This window comes from Streptomyces sp. NPDC056222 (genome assembly GCF_042264065.1).
Taxonomy (GTDB): domain Bacteria; phylum Actinomycetota; class Actinomycetes; order Streptomycetales; family Streptomycetaceae; genus Streptomyces.
In genome coordinates this window covers 144,856-169,196 of record NZ_JBHJTL010000001.1, presented here as the reverse complement: position 1 = coordinate 169,196, position 24,341 = coordinate 144,856, and the positions used below count along the sequence as shown (strand labels likewise).

Genomic DNA, 24,341 nt, shown 5'->3' with positions numbered 1-24,341 from the left:
TCGGCTCTCTAGGCCCTGACCTCCCGCAGGTAGGCGACGACGGCTTTGACGCGGCGGTTGTCGGCTTCGGTCGAGGGCAGGTCGAACTTTCCGAACACGGACGCCGCGTGCTTCTCCACCGCCCGTTCGGAGATGACGAGCAGTCCGGCGATGGAACGGTTCGAGTGCCCCTGGGCCATCAGATCCAGTACCTCTCGTTCCCTTGCGGTCAGCCGGTCGAGGCGGCGCGTGCCGCTGTTCAGCATGCGGCCGACGATCTCCGGATCGAGGGCGACGCCACCGGCCGCGACCCGGTGCAGGGCTTCGAGGAAGTCGGCGGTGGCGGCGACGCGCTCCTTGAGCAGGTAACCGATGCCGGACACCTCGCCGGCCAGCAGGCGGGCCGCCCAGGACGGCTCGGCGTGCTGGGAGAAGACGAGGATGCCCACGTCCGGGTGGTCGGCGCGGAGTTGGACGGCGGCACGGATGCCCTCATCGGTATGGGTCGGTGGCATGCGGATGTCGACCACGGCGACGTCGGGGGTGTACTCGGCCACCGCGGCGATCAGTTCGTCCGCGTCGCCCGCGGTGGCAAGGACCTCACAGCCGCGGGCGGTCAGCAGCTCCACCATGCCTTCACGAAGAATCACCGAGTCCTCGGCGATGACCAACCGCACCGCACGCTCCCCCTGGTCGCCGTAGATCGGGACTTCATTCAACCAGCATGGGGCCGTCGTCCGGGCGCCGGGCCCGCGCGGCGGCGCGCGGAGCCCCGCCGCGGCAGGGCTGCACGCACGGGCGAGATGTCGCCTGCTCCGGGCCGGGCGCCGGGGCCCGGGCAGGTCCTAGAACGCGATCCACTCGGTGGCGGTGGTGACCTCGTCGAGGATGTCGGGCAGGGGGTCGACGCCGAGGCCCGGGCCGGTGGGGACGACGAGGTGGCCGTCGTCGAGGACGAACGGCGGAGTGATGTCCGTGGCGAAGTAGCGGTGAGAGCCGGAGGTGTCGCCGGGGAGGTTGAAGCCGGGCAGGGCCGCGAGGGCGACGTTGGCGGCACGGCCTATGCCGGTCTCCAGCATGCCGCCGCACCAGACCGGGACGCCGTGGGCTCGGGCGATGTCATGGATACGCCGGGCCTCCAGGTATCCGCCGACGCGGGCCGGCTTGATGTTGATGACGGAGCAGGCCCCGAGCGAGATGGCCGCCGCGGCATCGGCGGCGGACTCGATGGACTCGTCCAGGCAGATCGGGGTGTGCAGCAGCTTCGCGAGCTGGGCGTGCTGGACCATGTCGTCGTTGGCGAGGGGCTGTTCGATCAGCAGAAGACCGAAGTCGTCCAGCTTGGCGAGCTGTTGGGCGTCGACCAGGGTGTAGGCGGCGTTGGCGTCGACCTGGAGGAGCAGGTCGTCACCGAAGCGCTCGCGAACGGCGCGGACCGGTTCGACGTCCCAACCGGGTTCGATCTTCAGCTTGATCCGGACGTAGCCCTCGGCCACGTACCCTTCCACCGCGTCGAGCAGCTCGGGTATGGAGTCCATGATCCCGACGGAGACGCCGCAGGGAACGCGGTCACGGGCAGCGCCCAGGTACGAGCCGAAGGACTCCCCGGAGATCCGGAGCTGGGCATCGAGGACCGCGGTCTCGAGGGCGGACTTCGCCATGTGGTGGCCGGTGAAGGGTTCCAGTACGCGGCCGACGGCAGCCGCGTCCACGCCGTCCTTCGGCAGGGCCGGAATGAGGAATCGGCGCAGGACGTCATGGGCTCCGTCGACGAACTCGGAGCAGTATCGGGGCTCGGACATGGCCGCGCACTCCGCCCAGCCCTCTCCTCCGTCCGAGGTGACGACCCGGACGAGCAGGACGTCGCGACTGGTCTCGATGCCGAAGGAGGTACGGAAGGGGGCGACGAGCGGCATGGCGATGCGGCGCAGTTCGACGCCGGAGATCTTGGTCTTCATGTGTGGGTGGCTCCTGTCGGGTTGTTCAGGTGGCGGTGCGGTGGACGACGTAGCTGCGCCGGTCGTGGAAGCCGGCGACGCGCGCTCCTTCGGCGAGCAGGCCGCCCAGGATGTGGCGGACGGCGAGCCGCCAGGCGCGGGCCGCGCCCGGGTCCGTGCGGCGCAGGGACTCGATGTCGTCGGGGAGGTCGATGAGGACGGTGTCCGCGTCGGTCGGGCCGATGACGGGACGGCCGTCGAGGTTGCGGACGCCGCGGGCGGCGGGGCCGAAGTGGTCGGGTGGGCCGGTCCCATCGGCGGGCGCCGTCAGGTCCCAGGCGGTCAGGACGCGGTCGGACTCGTCACCGCCGTTGATGGCGTCGTCCATGACGCCGTAGAAGGACTGCAGGTATTCCTCGGGGCGGGCGCCGAGCTTGACGAGGTTGAAGTGGGCGTTGCGGCGGATCAGCGGATCGTAGGTCCAGGTGATGCGCGTGAGTCCGCGGGCGAGGGCCCACTGACGCTGGTGCAGTTTGAGGGCGAGGCCGATGCCTCGTCCCTTGGAGGCGCCGGTGATGTGGGAGTGCAGGGTGGTGCCCATGGGTTCGCCGAAGAAGGCGACGGACGCGCCGGTCAGCCGGCCGTCCTCGTACACGCCGGCCACGTAGTTGCCGGCGTGGGCCAGGGCGCGCATGACCTCGGCGGGGAGGGGCCCTCCCGGGGAGTCGGTTCCCCAGATCGCGGCGTAGAGGCGGCTGACGTCTTCGAACTCCTCGATGGCGCGGAGTTCGCGGATCCGGGTTCCGCTTTCGGTGTGGCTCTGGGCTGCGCTCATCGCATCGCTCCCACGAGGTGGGCCAGGAGCCGGGCGCGGTCCGGCATCGTGGTGGTGACGACGTGTTCGTGGTCGGCGTGAGCCCCGTCGCCGACGGCGCCGAGGCCGTCGAGCGTCGGACAGCCCGCTCCGGCGGTGTAGTTGCCGTCGGACGCACCGCCGACCGCCGCCTGCCGCAGCGCATCGAGGCCGAGCCGCTCGGCGACTTCGGTGGCGAGGGTGAAGAGCTGCTGGGAGGCGTCGGGGTCCAACGGCGGGCGGTTGGGGCCGCCGGTGATCCGCAGGCGCGCACCGGGATGGTGCGGCCGCAGGTTCCGGATCAGCCGGTCGACCGCCGACTGCGCCGCGGCTCGGGGGGCGCGTACGTCCACGCTGAGATCGGCGCGGGCGGGCACGGTGTTGCTCGCAGTGCCGGCCGACATCAGGGTGGGGGTGACCGTCGTCCCGGGCCCGGTCTCCGCGGTCACCGCGTCGGCGATCCGGCTCAGCGCCAGGATCTGATGGGCGAGTTCGGTCGTGGCGTTGATGCCCTTGTCCGGCTCGAGTCCCGAGTGGGCGGCGCGGCCGTGGACGGTGATGTCGTACAGCGACACACCCTTGCGGCTCGTCTTGAGCGCTCCCCCGGGAGCCGACGGCTCCAGTACGAGGGTCGCCGAACATCGACGGGCCTGGTCCTCGATGAGCGGGCGGGAGGTGCCCGAGCCGACTTCCTCGTCGCCCGTGACCAGCACGCTCACCCCGTCGAGGGAGGGCAGGGAAGCCAGCGCGTGGAACATCTGCACGAGCCCGGCCTTCATGTCGAAGACACCGGGGCCGCGGGCGATGCCCTGCTCCACCGACCAGGGGTGGGTCTTGAGGGACCCCATCGGCCAGACGGTGTCGTGGTGTCCCAGGAGCAGGATGCGTGGTGTCCCGAAGGTCCACTGGACATGGGTGACGCCGTCGCTCACCACCGTCTGCGGCCGGGCACCGAGCAGCCGAGTGCCTTGCTCGGCGACCGTCCGAGCGCTGCGGGCCACCGCGGCGTGGTCGGCGGAGTACGACTCACAGGTCACGAGTTCTTCGAGGTCGGCGAGCATGGCGGCGAGGTCGAACGCAGGGTCCGTTCGCCTGGGAAGGGGTTCTTGGTCAACCGGCACCGTGGGGCCTCCAGATCGGGATGACCACCACGCTAGGCAGGCCGGACACGGCCCGGTTGGTGCCATGGTGACAACGTGAGCGCTCGGTTCGTACGGGGGAACCAATGCCCCCGGAACGGCAGTGCCCGGCGGTCGTACGGACCGCCGGGCACCCGTCGACCGTCGGAGCCGTCGAGACGCAGCACCAGCCGCCCGCCCGCCGCAGCGGCGTCGGCGTCGGCGTCGGCGTCGGCGTCGGCGTCGGCTGCGGGTCTCAGCCTGTGGAGTCGGCGGTGGGATCCGGGCCGTCTGTTCCGGTCCCGCCGCCGTTGTGCGGGCCCTGTCCCGGGCTCGCGCCGGGGCCGAGCAGGCGCAGTTGCACCATCGCGTCGAACCTCGCGGCCGGATCCTGAAGGTCCAGCTCCCCCACTTCGGCCACCCGACGGATCCGGTAGCGGAAGGTGTTGGGGTGGACGAACACGCTCGCGGAGGCGGTGATCACGTCCCCGAAGGCGTCCAGCCAGGCCCGCAGCGTCTCCACCAGGTGGGCATTGTGCTTCGCGTCGTACGCCACGAGCCGGGCGAGGGGGCCCGAGAGCTCGTCGCGGTGGGCGAGTGCGAGGTCCCGCATCTCGATCAGCAGGGCGTCGACGTACACGTCGGCGATCGAGGCCACGCGCTGGGCGGTCCGGCCGCTGAGCAGCACGCGCAGCGCCCGGTCGGCGTTAGCCCGCGAGCGCGCGAGCGCGGCGGGCTCGTCGGCCACCGAGCCGATGCCGATGACGACACCCGCCCGGCCGCCGGTGCGTCGCAGGAAGTTCGACGCCACGTGCAGAGCGCGCTCCCGGGCCGGGGCGGTGTCGCCCGGCACGGGGAAGAGCGCGTACGCGGCATCGCCGAGCAGTGCCACTGCGGAACGCGGCTGGACGGCGGTGAGGTGCACGGCCAGCGCCCCGGCCAGGCGCTGACGCTCGGCGGTGACGTGGGCGTGGTCCTCGCCCCGGTCGGGCACCAGGCCCATCGCCATGACGAGGGTGGGTTCGTCGACGAGACCCAGCCGACCCAGCGCCTCGACCGCCCCCGCCCCTCCCTCCAGCGCGGTCGTGACGAGGTCGGCACGCAGCCGGTTCTCCGCGTCCGTGCCGGCCCGGAACCGGAGCATGTGGAGGGCCACGAGCTTCGCCGACTCGAGGAGCGCTCGTTCGCGCTCCGGGGTGAGGGGTTTGCGCAGCGCGGCCCAGACGGACCCGAGGTACTCGTCACCGGCGCGCACGGCCACCGCGACCCGCGGCAGCGCCACCTCGTCACCGAAGGTCGGCGCGGGGACGTGCACCAGGCCTTCGCTGAGATACAGCTCCTTGAAGACGCCGTGCTCCTCGTGGAGACGCAGGTAGCGTTCGGGCACCTGGCGGGCCAGGATGCTCTCCACCCGGGCGGTGTCCGCCTCGTCCTGCCGGCCGGAGAAGGCGAGGATGCGGGAGCGTCGGTCCTCGATGGTGACGGGGGCGTCGAGGAGTGTGGCGATCGCGTTGGCAAGGGCGAAGAGGTCACCGGACGGCACCCCGCCCAGGGTCTGCTCCTCGGCCTCGCCGACGTCGCCTTCGGCGAGCAGGGTGCGCAGCATTGCCGCCAGCTGGGCCCAGGAGGCTCCGCGGGTGAGCGCGAGCAGAGCCACGCCGGTCTCGTCCACGACGTGCTCCAGCTCATCGTCGTCGTCGACGGGACCGCGGACGACGAGGGCGGTGGCATCGCGCCCGGCGAGACTGCGCAGGAGCCGGCCGATCTCCGCCGCGGCGTGCACACCCACACCGAGCACGATGGCGTGCTCCGGGTAGTGCTGCTCGTCGTACGGATCGTGGATGCCGACGCCGCCGACCTCCCCGGCCGTCTCGGGGTCGCCGTACACCAGGTCCAGCAGCGTGTGACCGAAGTGTTCGAGAACCCGGCCGAGGCTTCGGGCGGGATGCGTCGACATGTGCCTGATCATCTCCGCAGGTTAGGACTCGCACAGCCCTGCGACGTGGTACGTGGGTACGAGAATACGTCACCTGATTCGTCCCACGGTACGAACGGGCGGGGCGCGGCACCAACGGCACACTCCGTCTGCCGGGAATGCGGTCCGCAGCCCCCCACGGGCTGCGGACCGCATGTGAGTCCGCTCGCTCGACCCGCTGGGCAGCCCGAGCCGGACTCGTACTCCGGAGCCGCCGGTCTTCACGACCGAACGGCCCCGCCTCCCCGTAACGCAGCCTTCCACTTCACCGCCTTGCTTCCACCCTCGTCAGGGGACACGGCACACAGAGATCCGGACCCGCGGCACACGCGACCCGGTCAGGCGTTCATCCAGATGTGGGGAACGCACGTCCGGATCAGAGGTAGGAATTCGACGCAGCCCATGGCGACATGGAAACCGGCGCCGAAACCACGTTGCCGCAAGCAAGGGCGCTTGCGAGAGCCGTCACCCGGCCGACTGGACCCGGCAGCCGTCGCTTCTCAACCCATCGCAAAGGTCACCCCCCATGTCAGTCAAGATCGCCGTCTTCTACTACTCGGCCACAGGAAACGTCCACGCACTCGCCCATGCCGTCGCCGAGGGAGCCGAGAAGGGAGGGGCGGAGGTCCGGATCCGTCGGGTCACGGAACTCGCCCTCGATGCCGTCGTCGATTCGAACCCGGCCTGGCGCGCTCACCTGGACGCCACCCGTGACGTCACGGTCGCCGCGCTGGAGGACCTCGAGTGGGCGGATGCGTACGCGTTCGGGTCCCCGACCCGATACGGCAACGTCGCGGCGCCGCTGAAGCAGTTCGTCGACTCCACGGGCGCGCTGTGGCAGCAGGGTGTCATGGCCGACAAGCCGGTGAGCGGGTTCACCAGCGCCCACAACACGCACGGCGGCAACGAGTCGACGCTCCTCGCGCTGTACAACTCCTTCTACCACTGGGGTTCGATCATCGTCCCGCCCGGCTACACCGACATGTCGGTGTACGCGGCCGGCGGCAACCCGTACGGCACCGCGCACCCCTCCGCGGCCGGCGGGCCGGACGAGAAGGCGCTGCACGCCGCCCGCTACCAGGGCGAGCGACTCGCCCGCACGACCCGCAGGCTGAAGGGTCTCGCACCGCAGGACTGAGCCGCCCGAGACATCCGGCGCACGGCCCCACCGGGCGCGACGCCGGTCCAATCCCCTGAAAGCAACAGAGTTCAAGGCATGTTTCCGGAGCCTTCAAGGGGTTCGACGGCCTCCTCGAGTTCACCTACGCCTGGAAAGGCTCCTTCACCAAGCCCCGGAACCAGCCGGGGCCCCTGATCGGCCCAGCCCGACCGCCTTCCCCCCGGTGTTCGGGCCTGGGCTGTGCCGACCGGTGTCCTCAGCACCGGCCGGTCCGCGTGCCGGCAGACATGGTCCATGCCCTGACCTGCCGGTCTGCCGGCACGCCTCCCCCTCAACCGGCGACCGCCGCCGCGGGCAGCTGCTGCTCGGTCCACACAAACTTGCCCGCGGCCTCGTACCGGGCACCCCAGCGGTGCGAAAGGGCCATCACCAACTGGAGTCCCCTCCCCCCTTCGTCGGTCTCGGCGGCCCGGCGGACATGAGGTGTCGTCAGGCTGCCGTCCGACACCTCGCAGACGAGCGAGTCGCTGCGCAGGAGACGGAGCCGGATGGGGCCGCGCCCGTACCGCACCGCGTTGGTGACCAGCTCGCTCACGATCAGCTCCGTGGCCATCACAAGATCGTCGAGGTGCCAGTCGGCCAGCTGTTCGCGAATCAGGGCGCGCGCTTTTCCGGCTGCGAGGGGATCCTCCGGGAGGGTCCAGCTGGCCATGTCGGACGCCCTGAACGAGCGTGGGCGGGCGACGAGCAGGGCCGCGTCGTCGGTCGCGTCGGACGGCGACGGGAGCAGTGCGTCGGTGAGCGTGTCACAGAGTCGGTCGAGAAGGGGATCCGGACCAAGGCCGCCGTGATCCGTCGGGACACCGTGCTCTGTCGGGACACCGGTTTCCGCCGCGGGGCCGGCGCCGGAACCCACGTGCTCCAGAGCCTTGTCGAGGGCGGCCTTGAGCATGTCCATGCCCCGACCCATGGGCCGCGTGGCCGTCACGGCGAGTCCGTCCGTGTAGAGGACGAGCAGGCTGCCGTCGGGAACGTGCAGTCGACTCGTCTCGAACGGCGGGTCGGCCACTCCCAGCGGGGAGTTCGGCTCCAGGTCGATGAAGCGTGCCGAGCCGGACGGGTCCACGAGCACGGGCGGTGGATGGCCCGCTGCCGCGAAGGTGCACCAGGCATCCGTGGGGTCGTAGACCGCGTACAGGCATGTGGCGTAGAGGTCCTCGCCCAGGTCGGCGACGAGGTCGTTCAGGTGCACCAGCAGGTCGTCCGGGGCCAGTTCGAGGTCGGCGAGCGTACGCACGGCGGTTCTGAGGCGTCCCATGGTCGCGGCTTCCGTCAGACCGTGCCCCATGACATCGCCGATCACGAGGGCGACGCGGCCGGACGACAGGGGCAGTACGTCGTACCAATCGCCGCCGACGTCCGTGGCCTCCCCCGCCGGCAGATAGCGCGCAGCGGCGGTGAGGCCCGGCAGCGCGGGCAGATCGCGTGGCAGGAGCCCGCGTTGCAGCTCACGGGCTCTGTCGCGATCGGCGTCGTGCAGTCGGGCCCGTTCAAGGGCTTGGGCGATCAGACCGCTGAGGGCCATCAGCAGGGTCCGCTCCGCGTCGTCGAGCCTGCGGTGCTCCGAGAAGGAGATCGAGCAGGCGCCGATCGGCCGTCCGGACGCGATGAGGGGAAGGAAGGCCCATGACTTCTTGCCGGACGCGTGCACGCGCTGCGCCATGTGCGGGTAGCGGCGGATGTGCTCCTCGACCGTGTCGACGAAGAGCGGAGCGCCGGCCTGCAGGACGTCGGCGACCGGCGAGACGGCAGGGACCGGTTCGGTCTCGACCATGGCGGTGAAGCTGTCCGGATATCCGATCGCGCCCACGATGCGCACGCGGTTCGCCCTGCTCTCCTCGAGGACTCCGATGGTCAGTCCGGATGCGCCGAAGGGCGGCAGAACGCGTCTCGCCACCGCCGCTACGACGTCCTGGACGGTCAGTGCCCCCGACAGGGCGACGGTGAGGTTCTTGATCCGCTCGCCTCGTTGCACCGCCCTGTGACGCGTTCGGGTCGCCTCGGCCTCCTGGATTCTCGCCTCGTCGATGTCGCTGACGTAGACGCTCATACCGTCCGGCACGGGCACGAGTCGGAGGTGGTACCAGTGGCCGTCCGACGGCCGTCGTACATCGATCCCGTTCGGCTCACCGGACTCGGCTGCATCGCGGCAGCGTTGCTCCAGTTCCCCGTTCCGCCGGAACCCCTCGGCCGCCTCCCAGAGCAGCAGTCCCACGGCGGTGTCCGCACGGCGGCCGGCCGTGCGGAACAGGCGCTCGGCGGCCGGGTTGGCGTAGAAGATCCGCCAGTCGCCGTCCACCAGCAGAAAGCCGTCGGCCATGTGCTGCAGAGCGGTGTCCACACGGTCTGTCGGCAGGTCCGAAGGGGTGGGCGGACCGTCTGCCGATGGCGCACGACGTTCATTCACAGCCGACCTCGCACTCGTTGGCCGCCCTGCTCCTTCCCTCCATTACCGCACACGTGTGCGCCGGATGCCCGGCGCCAGGCGGCATGGGCCGCCGGGGAAGGCCGGACTCGAGGGCCGCCGGTCCCGAAGTACCGCGATTGTCTCCGGGAGCGGCAACCTCGTCCGGGCTGCCGCTTCACCCACCGTGTTCCACCGCTCACGTCGCGGTCCCGTCGCCTTACTCCGGGAGTTCGTCGATCATCCTCAGGTCCGAGTGGCACGACGGATTCGGTCCCGGAGCTGCTGCGCTCCGACACGAGACGCCCGGCCGGAGAATCCGACCGAGCGTCTTCGTCTCTCCCGCTGTACGGCTCCGGTCACTTGGCTCCGGCCGTCGCGACCGCCTGCGGCTCGGGTGCCGGCTTGGTCTCGCGCTGGAACAGCGACGCGACCGCGGACACGAGCAGCAGGATCACGGAGAGCCACAGCCCCTTGGCGATGCCGCCCTCGGAGTCGGACAGGATGCCGGAGATGAGCGGGCCGACCGCCTGGCCCACGCTGAACGCCACGGTCAGCCACGCGATGCCCGAGGTCCACGCGTGCTGCGGCAGCATCCGGCGCGCCAGCACGGTGATGGCGGTGGGGCCGGCCATGAAGCCCGCGCCGAAGATGACCGCGGAGACGATGGCGGCTGCCGCACCGTCGAAGAGCAGCACCGGCAGGACTCCCACGAGAACGACGACCGACACCAGTGCCGGCGCGCGGCCACCGCGGAGCCGTCCGATGACGCGGCCCCACACCAGCAGGGTCGCCAGCGCGCTGGCACCACCCAGGACGATGAAGAACCCGGCCGTGCTCCAGGTGCCCATGCCCTGGTCACGCAGGAGCGCGATGACGAAGGTCATGTAGGAGACGTATCCGGCGCCGAAGAGCACGTACCAGATGAATGCCGGAGTCATCTTGCGGAGGCTCGACGATCCCTTGGCCGAGCCGGTCGACGGGGCCGGCGGGACGGCCTTGACGGCCCACGCGGCGGGGCCGACCAGCAACAGGGCGAGCAGGCCCATCAGGAGCCATCCGGCCTGCCAGCCGGAGGCGCCCCACGCGGTGAGGGCCGCGGGAACCACGATGCCCGAGATGACGACGCCGATGCCGACGCCGGCCATGTAGACGCCCACGAGCGCCGCGGACCGCTGCTGCCGCCCGCCGGTGTGGATCCTGGAGGCCAGGGCCGAGCCGACCACGAACGTGACGGCGGTGGCCAGGCCGCCGATGAAGCGGAGGATCGACAGTGCGGTGAAGTCGCTGGTCAGACCCGATCCGAGCAGCGCGAGCGCACTGATGACGATCCCGATCACGAAGCTGCGACCGGCTCCGAAGCGTCGGGACCACCAGGCACCGCTGCCGGCGCCGATGATGTAACCCAATGCGTTCGCGGTGTTCAGCCCGCCGGCCGCCGCGTACGTCCAGTCCAGCTCGGACCGCATCGACGGCAGCAGGAGCGCGTACGCGAAGCGGGTGAAGCCGAGGGCCACGACCGGGCCGGCCGCAAGGCCCAACGCGATCATGTACTCCGAACGCGGGCGAGCGGTGCTCGCTCCCATGGCTTGCATGGTGTCTTCCTCAAGATTGCGAATGATCTTCGGCGCGGCCGGACGACAGCCGGCGCCTGATCCCTGCCTTTTGTGGCCGGGTATCCCAATCAACCCCGGCGTCGTCCCCCTCCATCACTGGTTTTCGGGACGTGCGGCCCTCGGTTCGGGACAAGGCCCGCGCCGGGGCGATGTCCCGAACCGAGGCTGTTCCGTCTGCCCAGGAGGCCACCCCACACGGCTCTGACGTGGTTCTTCTTTCTGTAGGCAGAGCGCCAAGACCGTTTGCAACGCTGGAGCACCCCGTGACCACATCCGAGTTCGGAACCGATCGTTCAGCAGCGCCGGCCCCTCGGACCGCGCTTCTGCGGCGCCCCTCGGCCCTGTGGATCTCGGAATTCGCGGCGACGGCGCTGCTGCTGCTCGCCATGGCCGTGCTCTTCGGCCAGCTGTCCCACCCCGAGGGCTGGCTTCGACTCCGGATCCCCTCCGCGGCCGGACGGTTGCTCGTGGACGCTGTCGTGAGCGGTGGCGTGGTGGCCCTGCTCATCGCCTCGCCTCTCGGACGCGTCAGCGGCGCCCATATGAATCCGGCGGTCACCGTCGTCCTGTGGGTCGCACGGCTCCTGCCCGGTCGGCACGTTCCGTTGTACGTCACGGCTCAGCTCGTGGGCTCGGTCGCCGGGACGGTCCTGGGGCGACTGGCGGTGGGGGCGCCCCTGTCCCATCCGGACGTCGACTACGCGCTGTTGAGCCCCGCCATCCCGGCGCCGGCGACGTTCATCGCGATCGGGGAGGGGATCGCCACGGCGATCCTGCTTGTGAGCGTCGTCCGCCTGGCCCACCGCTCGGATCTGGCGAGGTCGGCGCCCGTGCTCGTCGGCGCGATCCTCTTCGCGCTGATCATGTACGTCGGAGGCAGCACCGGCGGCAGCCTCAATCCGGCCCGCCAGTTCGGACCGTGGCTCCTCTCCGGCGCCGACACGGGCCTGTGGCCGTACGTGACGGGCCCGCTCGCCGCGGCCGTCGTCGTGGGCGTGGGCAGCGTCCTGCTGCGTTCACTGGCCCGCCGCCGGCGGCACGCGCGATGAGCGCCGGGCGGCCCGGTCCGGAGCAACGCTGCGATCCCACGGGTGCCGTGCTGGGGGCGGCGGGGCTGAGTACGGTCGAGGAACAGGTCTACCGCTCGCTCGTCGCCCTGGTGACGGCTACTGCCCCCGAAGTGGCCCGGAAGGCCGCACTGAGCGAGTCGGAGACGGAGGCCGTCCTCCTCCGGCTCCAGCACCAGGGGTTGGCGGGAACCGGCGACGGCGATGTGTCGGTCTTCTCCGCGGTGGCACCGGACATCGGGCTCCTGCCTCGGCTGCGCCGAAGCGCCGACGCCCTCGACGACGCCCGGGCAGCCGTCGGTGAACTGGCCGAGATGTACCGGGCGTCGGTCCACCGCAGGGACGGTCACCATCTTATCGAGGTGATCACCGGCAAGGAGCCTCTGCGCGAACGTCTCCGCCAGATGCAGCGCGACGCCCGCGAGGAGATGCTCTGGCTGTGCAAGGCCGACTACGTGGCCGTTCCTTCGCAGGAGAACCATGCCGAGTTCGACGCGCTGTCCAGGGGCGTGCGCTATCAAGTCGTCTACGAGCAGGACTTTCTCGAGGCTCCCGGCGCGATCGAGGACGTGATGGAGGGCGTCCGGGCCGGCGAACAGGCCCGAGCGGTGGCCCGGTTGCCCGTGCGCCTCGCGATAGCCGACCGCGCTCTCGCGCTGTGTCCCCTCGTTCCGGGCGGCCCCCAGGGTGCCACGGAGGGACCCACCGCCGCTCTTGTCCGCTCCAGCAGCCTCCTGGAGGCGCTGGTGGCGCTCTTCGAGCGCTTCTGGGAGACGGGGGTGCCGCTACGGCCGGACACTCCCCCTCCCTCGACGCGCGAGGCCGCCGCATCCCGGGCCACCAGGCTGCACCCCGACGACCGGCATCTGCTGTCCCTGCTGATCGCGGGTCTCACCGAGATGGCCGTCGCACGGCACATGGGGCTGAGCAGACGCACGGTGCAGCGCCGTGTGCAGCGGCTGATGGACCTCACCGGCGCGGCCTCCAGGATGCAGCTGGCATGGCACGCCGCCCGTGAGGGATGGGTCTAGGGACACCGAGAAGGGGCACCGCCCATGGGCGGTGCCCCCCTTCGTTACGGACCCTGACGGCCTACTTGGCTTTGCTGCCCAAGGTGAGCAGGGTCTTCAACGCCTCGCCCGCGGCCTTGTTCTCCTCGTCCGTGTCCGCGATCTCGTTGACCGACACCGTCACCTGGCGGCTGCCGTCGGCGAGGGTGAAGGCGTGAGTGTGGTACCCGGGGGTGCCGCCGACATGTCCGTACGCGGTGCCGAACGCCGGGTTGTCGAACTTCGCGATGCCCAGACCGTAATGCGAACCGTCGTCGAGCGTCTGGGTCGCCTTCATCTCCTTCATGAGGGGGGCGGACAGGAGCTTCCCGTTGAAAAGTGCCTTGTAGAACGTGTTCAGGTCGCGGGTGTCGGAGATCATCGCGCCTGCGGCCCACGACCAGGACGTGGAGTAGTCGGTCACGTCGGCGTACGGAGAGGTCGCACCGTCGAGTCGCATGTATCCCTTGGCGTGCGGGCCCTTGATAACGGTCGACTTCTCCGGGAACGAGGTCCTGTTCAGGTCCAGGGGCTCGATGATGCGTTCCCTGACCTCGGCCTTTGCGCTGTTTCCGGTGACCTTCTCAATGAGCATTCCCAGCAGGACGTAATTGGTGTTCGAGTAATGCCCATTGGTTCCGGGGGCGAAGTACGGCGCGTGTGCGTTGGATTCCGCGATCAGCTGGTCCGGGGTGTAGGTCTTGAATCGCGTGTCGTGAAACACCTGGAAGTTGGGCCACAGTGTGTCCACGTAGTTGTGCAGCCCGCTGCGGTGGTTGAGAAGCTGCCGCACGGTGACGTTCTCGCCGTTCTTCACCAGGCCGGGCAGATGGCGTTCCACCGAATCGTCCAGCTTCACCTTCCCTTCCTGCACCAGCTGGAGCACCACGGTGGAGACGAAGGTCTTGGTCACACTGCCGATGCGGAAAAGACCGTCGTTCCGGGTGGGCTTGTCCTTCTCCAGGTCGGCCTTGCCGCTGTGACCTCGCCAGACACCGTCGGCGTCGCGGACCTCGGCGATGACGCCCGGAGAGCCGGCCTTGACTATGGCGTCCAGTGCTTTCTGGAGCTGGACGCTGTGGTTCGTCTTCTCCTCGTGACCGCCACGGAATTCGCGGGAACCGTCGCCCCGGACGTGGTCTCCCTGTGCCACACGGGCGGCGGCCGGCGTGGAGCTGTCGGCCATGGCCGTTGCCGCGAGCGGCACGGCCAGGACCGCGGTCGCCATGACACCCGTGGCAATGGAGGCGTAGCGCATGTTGTTCCTTTCGAACGGTTTCCTGTTTCAAATCCTGCTCGACGGAGTGCGGCATTACGTCACCCCGGAGGAGCAGCCGGAATGTCGGCCGGAACGGTGAGGAGAACGCCGCATCCGCCGAAAGGCTGAGACGGGAATCCGAGAGAAGCAACGGATGTGCCCCCGCCTCACCCGCAAGGCAGGGGCACATCGATTGCTCGGCGCTACTTCAGTCCGTAGGCCCGTACGACGGTCTGGTCGACGCCGTTGCCCGCGCTGTCCCATGCCCGGACGCGCAGCGTGACGAAGCCCGCCTCACCTGTGGCCTCCGGGTGCCGCACCGTGGCCCGCACCTTTCCGGAGCCCGCCCGCTCGGTCCGCGCCTGCGTCCAGGTGCCGCCGTCGTCGTAGGACACCCATGCCTTGATCCCGGCTACGGCCGGACCGTCCAGCCCGTCCTGGTGGCGGGCGGTGAGGTCGAAGGCGAACGGACGTCCCGCCGGAGCGGTGTTCGCCAGGTCCGTCGGCACGCCGTAGTCGACCTGGAGCAGCGGCAGTAGCGACGAGTCCCCGGCTCCGGGACGTCGCGAGGTGAACGTCCAGGACGTCTTCGTGCTGGTTCCGTAGCGCCAGCCGGGCAGGTCGCGCCGGGTGGTCACATCGAGGCGGTAGTTCGCCGCAGGGGCGGGAACGCTGACGGCGCCCCACGCGGACGGCAGTCGGGTGAGCAGCTTTCCGTCGCGATGGAGTTCGGTGGTCACCTTGTCGAAGGTGTCCCCGAACGGTGACCGCGCGGCGAAGCCGAGGTGCTGCGAGGAGCCGTCGACGAACTCGGGGATCTTGAACGTCAGGGCGTCCTCGGTGCGGAACGCTCCCGCCCCGTTCACTCCCTTGGGGATGGCCGGCCTGACGACCGCCGCGCCCCAGTCCTCCGTCGACCTGCTGCCGGCGCGGTACGACCGCGCCTGGTTCTGGTACGGAGCGACGAGGTAGTGCGCGCTGAACGAATCGTCGTTGTGCGCGCTCACCAGGTGCTGCCAGGTCGTGTCACCGGTGCTCACGTACTCGCGGCGGGTGAACCCCGCGGGAACCAGCCTCCGGGACTCGTTGAAGGTCGTGAGCTGCCAGGGCTGCCAGCCGAACCGCTGCTCGTTGATGTACCGGAATTCCGCGCCGCCGTCCCGGTACCGGGCGGTGATCTCCGCGGTGTTGTCGGCGGTCACCTCGTGGTGGATCCGGTCGGGTACGCGCCCGCGGAAGGGTGCGATCACGTCGTAGAGGTACGGGCTGCGCGTGGTGCCCGACAGCTCGACGGACTTCTCGCCACGGGCCATCGCGTCGGTGACCTTCCGGCCCTCTTCGGACGTGGTGATCAGCGTGGGGATCTCCAGGGTCACGGATTCGGGCAGGAAGCGTCCGACTGCCAAGCGGTCCAGGTCCGGGGCGGTGACGAGGAGGAGCGCGACGGCTCCCGCGTCGGCGGCGGCGCGGACGCTCGCCTTGCGGCTGTTCTCGCCGTCGAACCGCTCGTCCGTGATCACCGCGAGCTTCCCCTTGACATCGACTTTCGCGAAGTCGTCGGGAGCGCCCCCTGCGACCAGGACCGCCTCGAGCCGGCGGGACTGCTCGATCGCCGGGGAGTCCGACACGTAGGACAGGTAGTCCAGCGGTTTGCCCGCGCCCTCGGGCTCGATCTCGACGAGGGGGGCGGTGAGCTGCCAGCGGGTGTCGAGCTCGAAGGTCCCCTCCTTCACGGGGGCTGTGGGGGTGACGAAGAAGCGCTGCGGCGCCTTGACCTCGTTGATGTGCGCCATCTCGAGACTGCGTCGGCCGAGGGCGCGGTGCGTCACCCAGCTGAATCCCTCGTGCTGGACGGCGCGCTGGGGGGTGCTGATCGTGGCTCTCTTGGCTTTGCGGGCGTCCAGGACGACCTTGGTGTCGCCCGTCACCCGGATCTCCGGTTGGACGAGGAGGTAGGTGTCGTCGTTGTCCTCGATGGTCATGGCTTCGAGGTAGTACGTTCCCTCCTGGACCTCGAAGGAGGACATGGCCCGCGGTGCGAAGACGATCGATCGCGGATCCTCGCCCCACAGCCCGACCGTCTGGACGTCGGCCTGCCCACCGTCAGGGCCTATGTACTCGACCTCGATGGTGTGCCGGGCACCGTTCTTCACGATGCCGAGGGACGTGTGGACCTTCTCACCGCGGTCGCCGGTCGCGACGAGGTAGCCGCTGTGACGTCCCCGCGACAGCTTCTCCGGGTGGATCGTGATCGGGATGTCCGCCGATTCCCCGGCCTGCAGCGTGTGTCGGCCGGGTGCCGTCACGGCTCCGCGGCGAGGCGCCCGACCGTTGGTGTTGTCCAGGCTCGCCTCGAAGGAGAGGGTGACACGCCGGTTCGACGTGTTGGTGTACCGCACCTTCCGCGGCAGGGGCTTCGTCGTCTCGGCGGCGACTTCGCCGAAGTTCAGCGTCCCGGTGGCGAAGAGCTGCTGCCGGGTGGCCCGTGCCAGGTCGACGCGCCCGCCGCCCTGCTGGTAGGCGGAGTACGCGCTCGACGTGCGAGCGGTGCTGACCAGGGCGTCCTTGAGCTGCCGGGCGGTCCAGTCCGGATGCTGCTGGGAGAGCACGGCCGCGGCTCCCGCGACGTGCGGGGTGGCCATGGAGGTTCCGGATGCCGCGGTGTGGTAGCCGCTCAAGGGCGTTCCCATGGTGGTGCCGAGGGCTCGCGCGGCGATGATTCCGACGCCGGGAGCGGTGATGTCCGGCTTGACCGCGAGATCTCCGAACCGGGGCCCGTAACTGGAGAACGGGGCGAGTCGGTCGTCGCGGTCCACCGCTCCGACGGTCAGCGCCGCATCGGCCGTACCGGGGCTTCCGACGCTCTCCTCCGCGCCGTCGTTGCCCGCGGCGATGACGAACAGCGCCCCTGTCTCCGCGGTCAGCGCGTCGACGGCCAGGGACATCGGGTCCTTGCCGTCGCTGCGGCCACCGCCGAGGCTCATGTTGACCACCTTGGCTCCCGACCGGGCCGCCCATTCCATGCCCGCGATGACGCCGGAGTCGCTGCCCCAGCCGCCGTCGGAGAGGACCTTGCCCACGAGGAGTCGCGCGTCGGGGGCGACGCCCTTGCGGGGCACGGCGCCCGCTTGTCCCGCCCCGGCGATGGTGGATGCGACGTGCGTGCCGTGTCCGTGGCCGTCGGACGGTGTCTCGCCGTCGACGAAGCTCTTGGCCTCCTTGACGCGGCTCTTGATGTCGGGATGGGCGAGGTCCGCTCCGGTGTCCAGGACGGCTACCGTGACCCCCTTGCCGCTGTAGCCGGCCTTCCAGGCGTCCGGTGCACCGATCTGCGCGACGCTCTTGTCGAGCGTCCCCTTCACCTTGCCGTCGAGCCAGATCTTGCCGACCCCGGCCGCCAGCGCGGGCCGAGCGGTGCCCGAGGTCGGGACCGTGCCGTGTACGGACTTCCAGAAGTCCTTCAGGTTGGCCTTCTCGGCCTTCACTGCTGCGCCGTTGACACTGGGCAGGGCGCGTGTCGTCCGCGCGCCGGCGAAAGCGGTCACTTCGCCCGCGGCGGCGTTCGACCGGAACGTCATGATCAGCGGCAGGGTGGAACCCCGGCCGTCGGCGAAGCCTTCGGCCACGAGGTCGGTGATGTTGAAGAGCGCCTCGTCGATCAGACCTGCGGCGAGGTGGCCGCCCACGTCCGACGGGATGACGCGGAGCTTCCCGTCCGTCTGCATGCTCCTGAAGGCGATGTGCTCACGGCCGGGGGCCGCATCGACGGTCGCGGCCTGGCGGCCGTCGGCGAACCGCCGCAGGACGACCTTGTCCCCGGTGATCAGAGTGACCTGGTCGACGGAGACGGGCACGGACCGGGGCGACTCTCCCTGTGTCGTGTCACCGCTCGCCGGAGCGATCATTGATGAAGCCAGCGCACCTGCCGCCGCGATCGCGGCGAGGTAGGACGTCCAACGCATGCTGAGGGACTCCTCGTTCGTCGAGTGGATCAGCTCGACCATCCCTCGGGGCGGGTGCCGGGGTCAGCAATCCCGCGTGGCCGGAAGGCGACATGACGCTTCCTGGACAGCGCGTCGGTTCGGAGCCCCCTGGCATGCGTCGGCCCCACCGGCTGTGCTGCCGGTGGGGCCGAGGGCCAACGCGCGGTTCGTCAGGGGCCGGTGGCCGGCTGAACGAGTCCGGTGTCGTAGGCGAGGATGACGGCCTGGACCCGGTCCCTGAGCTGGTACTTGTCGAGGATGTGGGCGACGTGTGTCTTCACCGTCGCTTCGCTGACCTGGAGTTCTGTGGCGATCTCCGCATTGGACAGACCTCGTGTGAGCGCGCGGAGCACGTCGAGCTCGCGCGCGGTGAGGGCGTCGAGGCTCCGTGGCACGGGAGTGTCCTCCGCGTCGGCGAGGCGGGCGAAGCGGTCGAGCAGTCGGCGCGTGACACGAGGGGAGATCACCGCGTCCCCCTCCGCCACCGTTCGGATCGCGCCGACGAGGGAGTCCGCCGGCCCGTCCTTGACCAGGAAGCCGCTGGCTCCGGCCCGCAGCGCGTCATGGACGTGCTGGTCGAGGTCGAAGGTGGTCAGGATGATGACCCTGCTCGGCATCCCGGATTCGACGATGCGTCGCGTCGCCTCCACTCCGTCCATGCGGGGCATGCGGATGTCCATCAGCACGACGTCGGGCTGAAGGGTTCGGGTGCTCTCGACGCCCTTCTCCCCGTCTCCGGCCTCGCCGACCACGGCGATGTCGGGCTCCGCTTCGAGAATGAGGCGGAACCCCGTTCTGATCATGGGCTGGTCGTCGACCAGCAGCACGCGGATCGCCGTCATGGTGTGCTGTCTCCTTCGGGTGTTTCACGCGAGTGCGCCAACGCAGGGTCCGGGCAGGGAACGCCGTGCGGATCACCGGTGGAGGCTGCCTCCTGTCCGGTCGTCTCATGACCCGGCAGCGGGATCGTCGCGTGGACGCAGTATCCGCCGCTGGGACGCTCTCCGGTGTGGAGTGTGCCGCCGACGGCTGCGATCCGCTCCCTCATGCCGACAATGCCGTGGCCCGCCCCCTTCAACGTCTGCGCAGGGGTCGTCCCCTCGTGGCCCGGGCGACGCCCGGCATCGCAGACGTGAAGGACCAGGGACCGGTCACGCTGCCAGGTCAGCGTGAGCCGGGCAGAGGTACGCCCGGCGTGTTTGAGGGTGTTGGTGAAGGCTTCCTGAATCACTCGGTAGACCGCGAGTTCGAAGCCGGCCGACAGCTCCACCGGCTCACCGCTGGTGACGAAGTCGATGTCGAGGCCCGCCGCTCGAACGGACTCCACGAGCACCGGAATCTGCTCCATCGTGGGCTGCGGCGGCTGTCGGGTGGGGTCCTCGTCCTGCTCGTCGTCGGTTCGCAGCACCAGCAGGAGCCGTCGCAGTTCCGTGACGGCGGCCCGCCCCGTCTGTTCGATGCTCCGGTGCAGTTCGTGCGCTTTCGCTCCGTCGCGATCCTGGACCCGGTCGGCCGCGATGGTCTGCACGACCATGAGACTGACGTTGTGGGCGACGATGTCGTGCAGCTCACGGGCGATGTGGGCGCGCTCCTGCGCGACGGCTGCCCGCGCGTTGGCCGCCTGTTCGCGTTCCACGGCCGCGGCCCGCTCGAGTGCCTCGGAGGCCATGGTCTTCCGGGCCTGGACGAGTCGGCCGAAGGCCCAGGCCACCACCAGCATGACGGTCATCGTCATGGCGGCCGCGGTGCGGTGGTCGGACACCATGAGGAGCTCGCCGACGAAGAAGGCCGGGACGAGGACAAGGAGCATGAGCGCTGCCGTGCGGCCGGGCGCCCGTACCGCCGTGACGAACGCGGCGACCGCCAGCATCACGAACGAGACCCCGATCGAGGGGCCGTGTTCCCCCGCCGGTGGCGGGATGTAGTGGAACGCCTGGAGGAGGCCCACGGCCAGCGCGACGACCAGCATGACGGGGAGCGGCCACTTGCGGTGCACCGCCAGCGGGACTCCGGACACCAGGACCAGGAGCGCTCTCCATGCGTCGGGGTCGCGCAGGACCGGACCGTCGGGTGCCTGGAACGGCATGCCCAGGCCACCGACGACCATCAGCAGGGCCATCACGATGTCGACGACGGCCTGGGGCACACGTCGTCGGGCGATCGAGTCGAGGCCACGAGTCATGGGTTCCACGCTAGGCACTCCCGCGCGCACCGCTCCTCCCCCAGGAGCCGGATCACCGTCCCGTACCTCATCCCTTCGATTCTCGTCCTGAAGACGGAGGTCCGCTCATGCGCGCCCGGCGCGGGCACGGGGCGTCAGCCGAAGGGCTGAGGGGGCACGGCTTCTCATTCCCGCAGCGGAACCGGCCCTTCACCACCACGGCCGAGGCGACGGTGCGGTGTGCGGCATGCAATGGAACGACCGGCCCGGCCACCCGTCCGTGGTCGGTGCCGGCCCAGACAGGAGACGACTCAGGTGACGCACCCGACCCCATGGACCCAACAGCCGCACAGCGCGGCGCCCGGTGTGGAGCACGCGATCCAGCTCCGTGACGTGACCAAGCGCTACGGAAAGGGGCCCCGGACGGTTCTGGCACTGGACCAGGTGTCGGCGGACATCCCCGTCGGAAGCTTCACGGCCGTCATGGGTCCTTCCGGATCCGGCAAGAGCACGTTCCTGCACTGCGCGGCCGGTCTGGACCGTGTGAGCTCCGGCGAGGTGCGGCTCGGCAGTACATACCTGTCCCGGCTCGGGGAGGCGTCGCTGACCAGGCTGCGCCGTCAGCGCGTCGGCTTCGTCTTCCAGGCCTTCAACCTCGTGCCGTCGCTCAATGTCGAGCAGAACATCATGCTGCCCATGCGCCTCGCGAAACGAAGGCCGCCTCGGGACTGGTTGCCGTACGTGGTGGATCAGGTCGGCCTGGGTGATCGGCTGAAGCACATGCCGTCGGAGCTCTCGGGCGGTCAGCAGCAGCGCGTGGCGATCGCCAGGGCGCTGATCATGCGCCCCGAGGTGATCTTCGCCGACGAGCCCACCGGCGCCCTGGACCCCGAGACGGCCCGCGGCATCCTCGCCCTGCTGCGGCACGCCGCCACCGACCTGCATCAGACCGTGGTGATGGTGACGCACGATCCCCACGCGGCCGCGTACACCGACAGCGCGCTGTTCCTGGCCCAGGGACGGATGGTGTCCAGCCTTGCCTCGCCGACCGCCGACCGCGTCAGCTCGCTGATGACCGGCCTGCGAAGGGGCGCCTGATGCTGTGGCTGACCCTGGCGACACTACGGGCCCGCAAGGGAGGGTTCTTCGGAACGTTCATCGCCCTCCTCATCGGCTCCGCGGTGCTCAGCGTGTGCGGGATCCTCCTGGAGTCGGGGCTTCGCTCCGACGTTCCGCCGCAGAGGTACGCAGCGGCCGACGTGATCGTGTCGGGGCGGCAGCAGGCGGACATGCCCGTCGACGGCGAGGCGGCTCCTGCGCCGGCGCCCATGAAGCCGACGCTGGTGGAGCGGGTTCCGGTGCGGGCGGAGCTCGCACCGAAACTCAGGGCGTTGAGGGGGGTCCGGGCCGTCGTGGCGGACATCGGTGTCCCCGCGCACATCGTCGAACCGGACGGCGCACCCCTGGCCGGCGGAACGCAGCCCCTGGGCCACAACTGGTCCAGTACGGAGCTGGGACCGTTTCGGCTGACATCGGGGCGCGCCCCGGCCGGCATGGCGGAGGTCGTCCTCGACGCCGATCTGGCAGCGAGGGCGGATGCCGTACCCGGTGACCGGCTGTCCGTGACGACGGGCGCGGGCACCGGACACTTCCGGGTCTCGGGCATCGTCGCATTTCAGGGCCGTGAAGGGCCTCTGCGTCAGCCCGCGGTGTTCTTCTCCGACGCCTTCGCCGCGAGTCGGTCCGTCCGCCCCGGTCTCGTGGATTCCCTCGGCGTGCTGGCCGCTCCGGGGACCACATCCGACGAGCTCGCGGACGCCGTGTCCACCGTGCTCGACGGACACGATGTCTCCGTGCGGACGGACGGTGACCGTGCCGAGGCGGAGTTCCTCGACGTGGCGACGACGGGGCCCAAGCTGGTCCTGCTGGCCGTCTCGGTCGCCGGCAACATCTTCCTGGTCACGATCTTCGTGGTGTCCAGCACGCTCGCCCTGGCCGTCGGGCATCGGCGACGCGAGATGGCGCTCCTCCGCGCGGTCGGAGCGGCGCCCCGCCAGGTCCGACGGATGGTGACGGCGGAGGCTCTCGCGGTGGCGCTGGCGGGTGGAGTGCTGGGCTGGCCGGTCGGTGTCCTGGTGATGCGCTGGATCGGCGGCCGACTCGCCGAGCACGGTTTCGTTCCCTTCGACTTCGCGCCGGTGTACGGGCCGCTGCCGGCGGTGGGAGCGGTCCTCGTCACGGTCCTCACGGCGTATCTGGCCGCCCTGACAGCAGCTCGTCGTGCCACCCGTATCCGACCGACCGAGGCTCTGGGCGAGGCGGCCTTGGAACCGGCCGGGCTGGGACGAGGGCGGGCGGTGACGGGCGCTGTCCTGGTCCTCGGCTCGGCAGCGCTCTTCGTCATGGGTCTGAACCTGTCCGGTGACTTCGCCGCGCTCGTGGGTCTCGCGAACTCGCTGGTGCTGACCGTGGTCATCGCAGCCGCGGTACTGGGCCCCCTGGTGTCCCGTGCCTCCATGCGGGTCGTCGGCCCGGCGCTCAGGACGTCCCGGGTCACGGGACATCTGGCAGCGGCGAACAACAGCACCCAGGTGCGACGGCTCGCGGGAGCGGTCACCCCGCTCATCCTCGCGGTCTCCTTCGCGGCGACCGTGATCTTCGCCGCGAGCACGTCCCAGCACACCGCACGGGAACAGCGGGAGGCCGGCCTCGTCGCGGACCACGTACTCACCTCACCTGCGAAGGTGGCACCGGAGGTCGTCGAAGACCTTCGCGGCAGGGAGGGGATACGGGCGGTGACCGGTCTCGTGACGTCCTCGGTGGTCGGGGTCGAGGTCGCTGTCGGCTCCGACTCCCGGCAGCCGGTGTCGCTGAGCGCCCAGGGGCTCGACCCGAAGGCCCTGCCGGAAACCGTCGACCTGGACCTCCGGCGGGGCGACTTCGACCGTCTGGGCCCCGCCACGGTCGCCCTCAGCACCACGGCGTCGTCCCGGCTGGGGCTGGACGTCGGGGACGCGGCGCAGCTGCGCCTGGGCGACGGCACGCTCGTCACGCCCCGAGTGGTGGCGGTGTACGACCGGGGGCTCGGCTTCGCGGACCTCACCTTCGACCACGCTGTGCTCGCCGCGCACACCACGACCGGGATGAACGATTCCGTGCTGGTGCGGGCGGCCACGGAAGCGCGAGCCGACGTGACGAAGGCGCTGGCCGAGGTGGCGGAGGAGTACCCGTCCCTTCAGGTCGCGGACCGCATCTCCTTCAACCGGCAGATGCAGGAGCAGCAGGCGTACGCCTGGGTCAACTACCTGATAGCCGGCCTGATCATCGCGTACGCCGGGGTCACGGTCGTCAACGCACAGGTGATGAACACCATGGTGCGACGAAGGGAGTTCGCCCTTCTCCGACTCACCGGGATCACCTCCCGCCAGGTCATGCGCATGGTCTCCTGGGAGAGCGCCGCCGTGGCCGTGATCGGTGTCGGCCTGGGCACCCTGGCGGCGTTCCCGGCACTCGGCCTCATCGCACTCGCCCTCACCGGGTCCGTATGGCCCACCGTGTCGCCGCTCACGTACCTGTCCATCGTGGGGGGAACAGCGGGGCTCGCAGCCCTGGGAGCCTACGTCCCCGCCCGACTGCTGCTGCTCAGGCGGCCGATCCACACGATCGGCTCCAGGGAGTAGCCGAAGCCCACCCGGCAGAACAGTACGGCCGGCAGCGTCTGATGGCGCCGCCGGCCGTCGGTGGTGTCCGGCGCGACGAGG

Annotated in this window: 16 protein-coding genes; 5 read left to right on the top strand and 11 right to left on the bottom strand. The window is 70.3% G+C overall.

Annotated elements, in window-relative coordinates:
• Positions 1-8 precede the first annotated feature (8 nt).
• The 5 genes from ACFC0D_RS00790 to ACFC0D_RS00770 form a co-directional block, all read right to left on the bottom strand.
• Entirely contained in the window at positions 9-650 is a 642-nt protein-coding gene (locus tag ACFC0D_RS00790; RefSeq protein ID WP_376430355.1) for a response regulator, read from the bottom strand.
• Between the two features lie 174 nt (positions 651-824).
• A complete protein-coding gene (gene menC / locus ACFC0D_RS00785) occupies positions 825-1,937 on the bottom strand; it encodes an o-succinylbenzoate synthase (RefSeq protein ID WP_376430175.1) in 1,113 nt (370 codons plus the stop codon).
• A gap of 25 nt (positions 1,938-1,962) precedes the next feature.
• Positions 1,963-2,751 carry a GNAT family N-acetyltransferase gene (locus ACFC0D_RS00780; RefSeq protein WP_376430173.1) on the bottom strand — a complete coding sequence of 263 codons (789 nt, stop codon included), beginning with the start codon at positions 2,749-2,751 and terminating at the stop codon, positions 1,963-1,965.
• Positions 2,748-3,830 (bottom strand): M20 family metallopeptidase, encoded by a 1,083-nt coding sequence (locus ACFC0D_RS00775; RefSeq protein ID WP_376430353.1) that lies wholly within the window; start codon positions 3,828-3,830, stop codon positions 2,748-2,750. The genes ACFC0D_RS00780 and ACFC0D_RS00775 overlap by 4 nt, the downstream gene beginning before the upstream one ends.
• A gap of 313 nt (positions 3,831-4,143) precedes the next feature.
• The gene (locus tag ACFC0D_RS00770) at positions 4,144-5,844 is read right to left on the bottom strand and encodes a PucR family transcriptional regulator (RefSeq protein ID WP_376430171.1); all 1,701 of its coding nucleotides are present in this window, start codon (positions 5,842-5,844) and stop codon (positions 4,144-4,146) included.
• 544 nt (positions 5,845-6,388) lie between these two features.
• Here ACFC0D_RS00770 and wrbA point away from each other — a divergent pair.
• Entirely contained in the window at positions 6,389-7,000 is a 612-nt protein-coding gene (gene wrbA / locus ACFC0D_RS00765; protein WP_376430168.1) for an NAD(P)H:quinone oxidoreductase, read from the top strand.
• Positions 7,001-7,313: 313 nt separating this feature from the next.
• On the opposite strand, the gene ACFC0D_RS00760 is transcribed toward wrbA, so the two are convergent.
• Together ACFC0D_RS00760 and ACFC0D_RS00755 are read right to left on the bottom strand one after the other, a co-directional pair.
• Positions 7,314-9,383, bottom strand: coding sequence for a SpoIIE family protein phosphatase (locus ACFC0D_RS00760; protein ID WP_376430166.1), 2,070 nt, complete (start codon positions 9,381-9,383; stop codon positions 7,314-7,316).
• Positions 9,384-9,805: 422 nt separating this feature from the next.
• Complete coding sequence (locus tag ACFC0D_RS00755) at positions 9,806-11,032, bottom strand: YbfB/YjiJ family MFS transporter (protein WP_376430164.1); 1,227 nt, start codon at positions 11,030-11,032, stop codon at positions 9,806-9,808.
• Between the two features lie 293 nt (positions 11,033-11,325).
• Here ACFC0D_RS00755 and ACFC0D_RS00750 point away from each other — a divergent pair, with 293 nt between their 5' ends.
• Together ACFC0D_RS00750 and ACFC0D_RS00745 are read left to right on the top strand one after the other, a co-directional pair.
• Positions 11,326-12,111 carry an MIP/aquaporin family protein gene (locus tag ACFC0D_RS00750; RefSeq protein WP_376430162.1) on the top strand — a complete coding sequence of 262 codons (786 nt, stop codon included), beginning with the start codon at positions 11,326-11,328 and terminating at the stop codon, positions 12,109-12,111.
• Complete coding sequence (locus ACFC0D_RS00745; RefSeq protein WP_376430160.1) at positions 12,108-13,160, top strand: TrmB family transcriptional regulator; 1,053 nt, start codon at positions 12,108-12,110, stop codon at positions 13,158-13,160. Before ACFC0D_RS00750 ends, ACFC0D_RS00745 begins: the two co-directional genes overlap by 4 nt.
• A 61-nt stretch (positions 13,161-13,221) precedes the next feature.
• Here the strand turns inward: ACFC0D_RS00745 and ACFC0D_RS00740 are convergent, their stop codons facing one another.
• From ACFC0D_RS00740 to ACFC0D_RS00725, 4 genes are all read right to left on the bottom strand, one after another.
• Positions 13,222-14,436: a serine hydrolase domain-containing protein gene (locus ACFC0D_RS00740; RefSeq protein ID WP_376430158.1), complete on the bottom strand. Its 1,215-nt coding sequence runs from the start codon at positions 14,434-14,436 to the stop codon at positions 13,222-13,224.
• A 203-nt stretch (positions 14,437-14,639) separates the two neighbouring features.
• Complete coding sequence (locus tag ACFC0D_RS00735) at positions 14,640-18,398, bottom strand: S8 family serine peptidase (RefSeq protein ID WP_376430155.1); 3,759 nt, start codon at positions 18,396-18,398, stop codon at positions 14,640-14,642.
• A gap of 191 nt (positions 18,399-18,589) precedes the next feature.
• Entirely contained in the window at positions 18,590-19,261 is a 672-nt protein-coding gene (locus ACFC0D_RS00730; RefSeq protein ID WP_376430153.1) for a response regulator, read from the bottom strand.
• Entirely contained in the window at positions 19,258-20,601 is a 1,344-nt protein-coding gene (locus tag ACFC0D_RS00725) for a sensor histidine kinase (RefSeq protein ID WP_376430151.1), read from the bottom strand. The genes ACFC0D_RS00730 and ACFC0D_RS00725 overlap by 4 nt, the downstream gene beginning before the upstream one ends.
• A 294-nt stretch (positions 20,602-20,895) precedes the next feature.
• On the opposite strand from ACFC0D_RS00725, the gene ACFC0D_RS00720 reads away from it, so the two are divergent.
• Positions 20,896-21,678 (top strand): ABC transporter ATP-binding protein, encoded by a 783-nt coding sequence (locus ACFC0D_RS00720; RefSeq protein ID WP_376430149.1) that lies wholly within the window; start codon positions 20,896-20,898, stop codon positions 21,676-21,678.
• A complete protein-coding gene (locus tag ACFC0D_RS00715; RefSeq protein WP_376430147.1) occupies positions 21,678-24,260 on the top strand; it encodes an FtsX-like permease family protein in 2,583 nt (860 codons plus the stop codon). Before ACFC0D_RS00720 ends, ACFC0D_RS00715 begins: the two co-directional genes overlap by 1 nt.
• Positions 24,261-24,341: the final 81 nt, after the last annotated feature.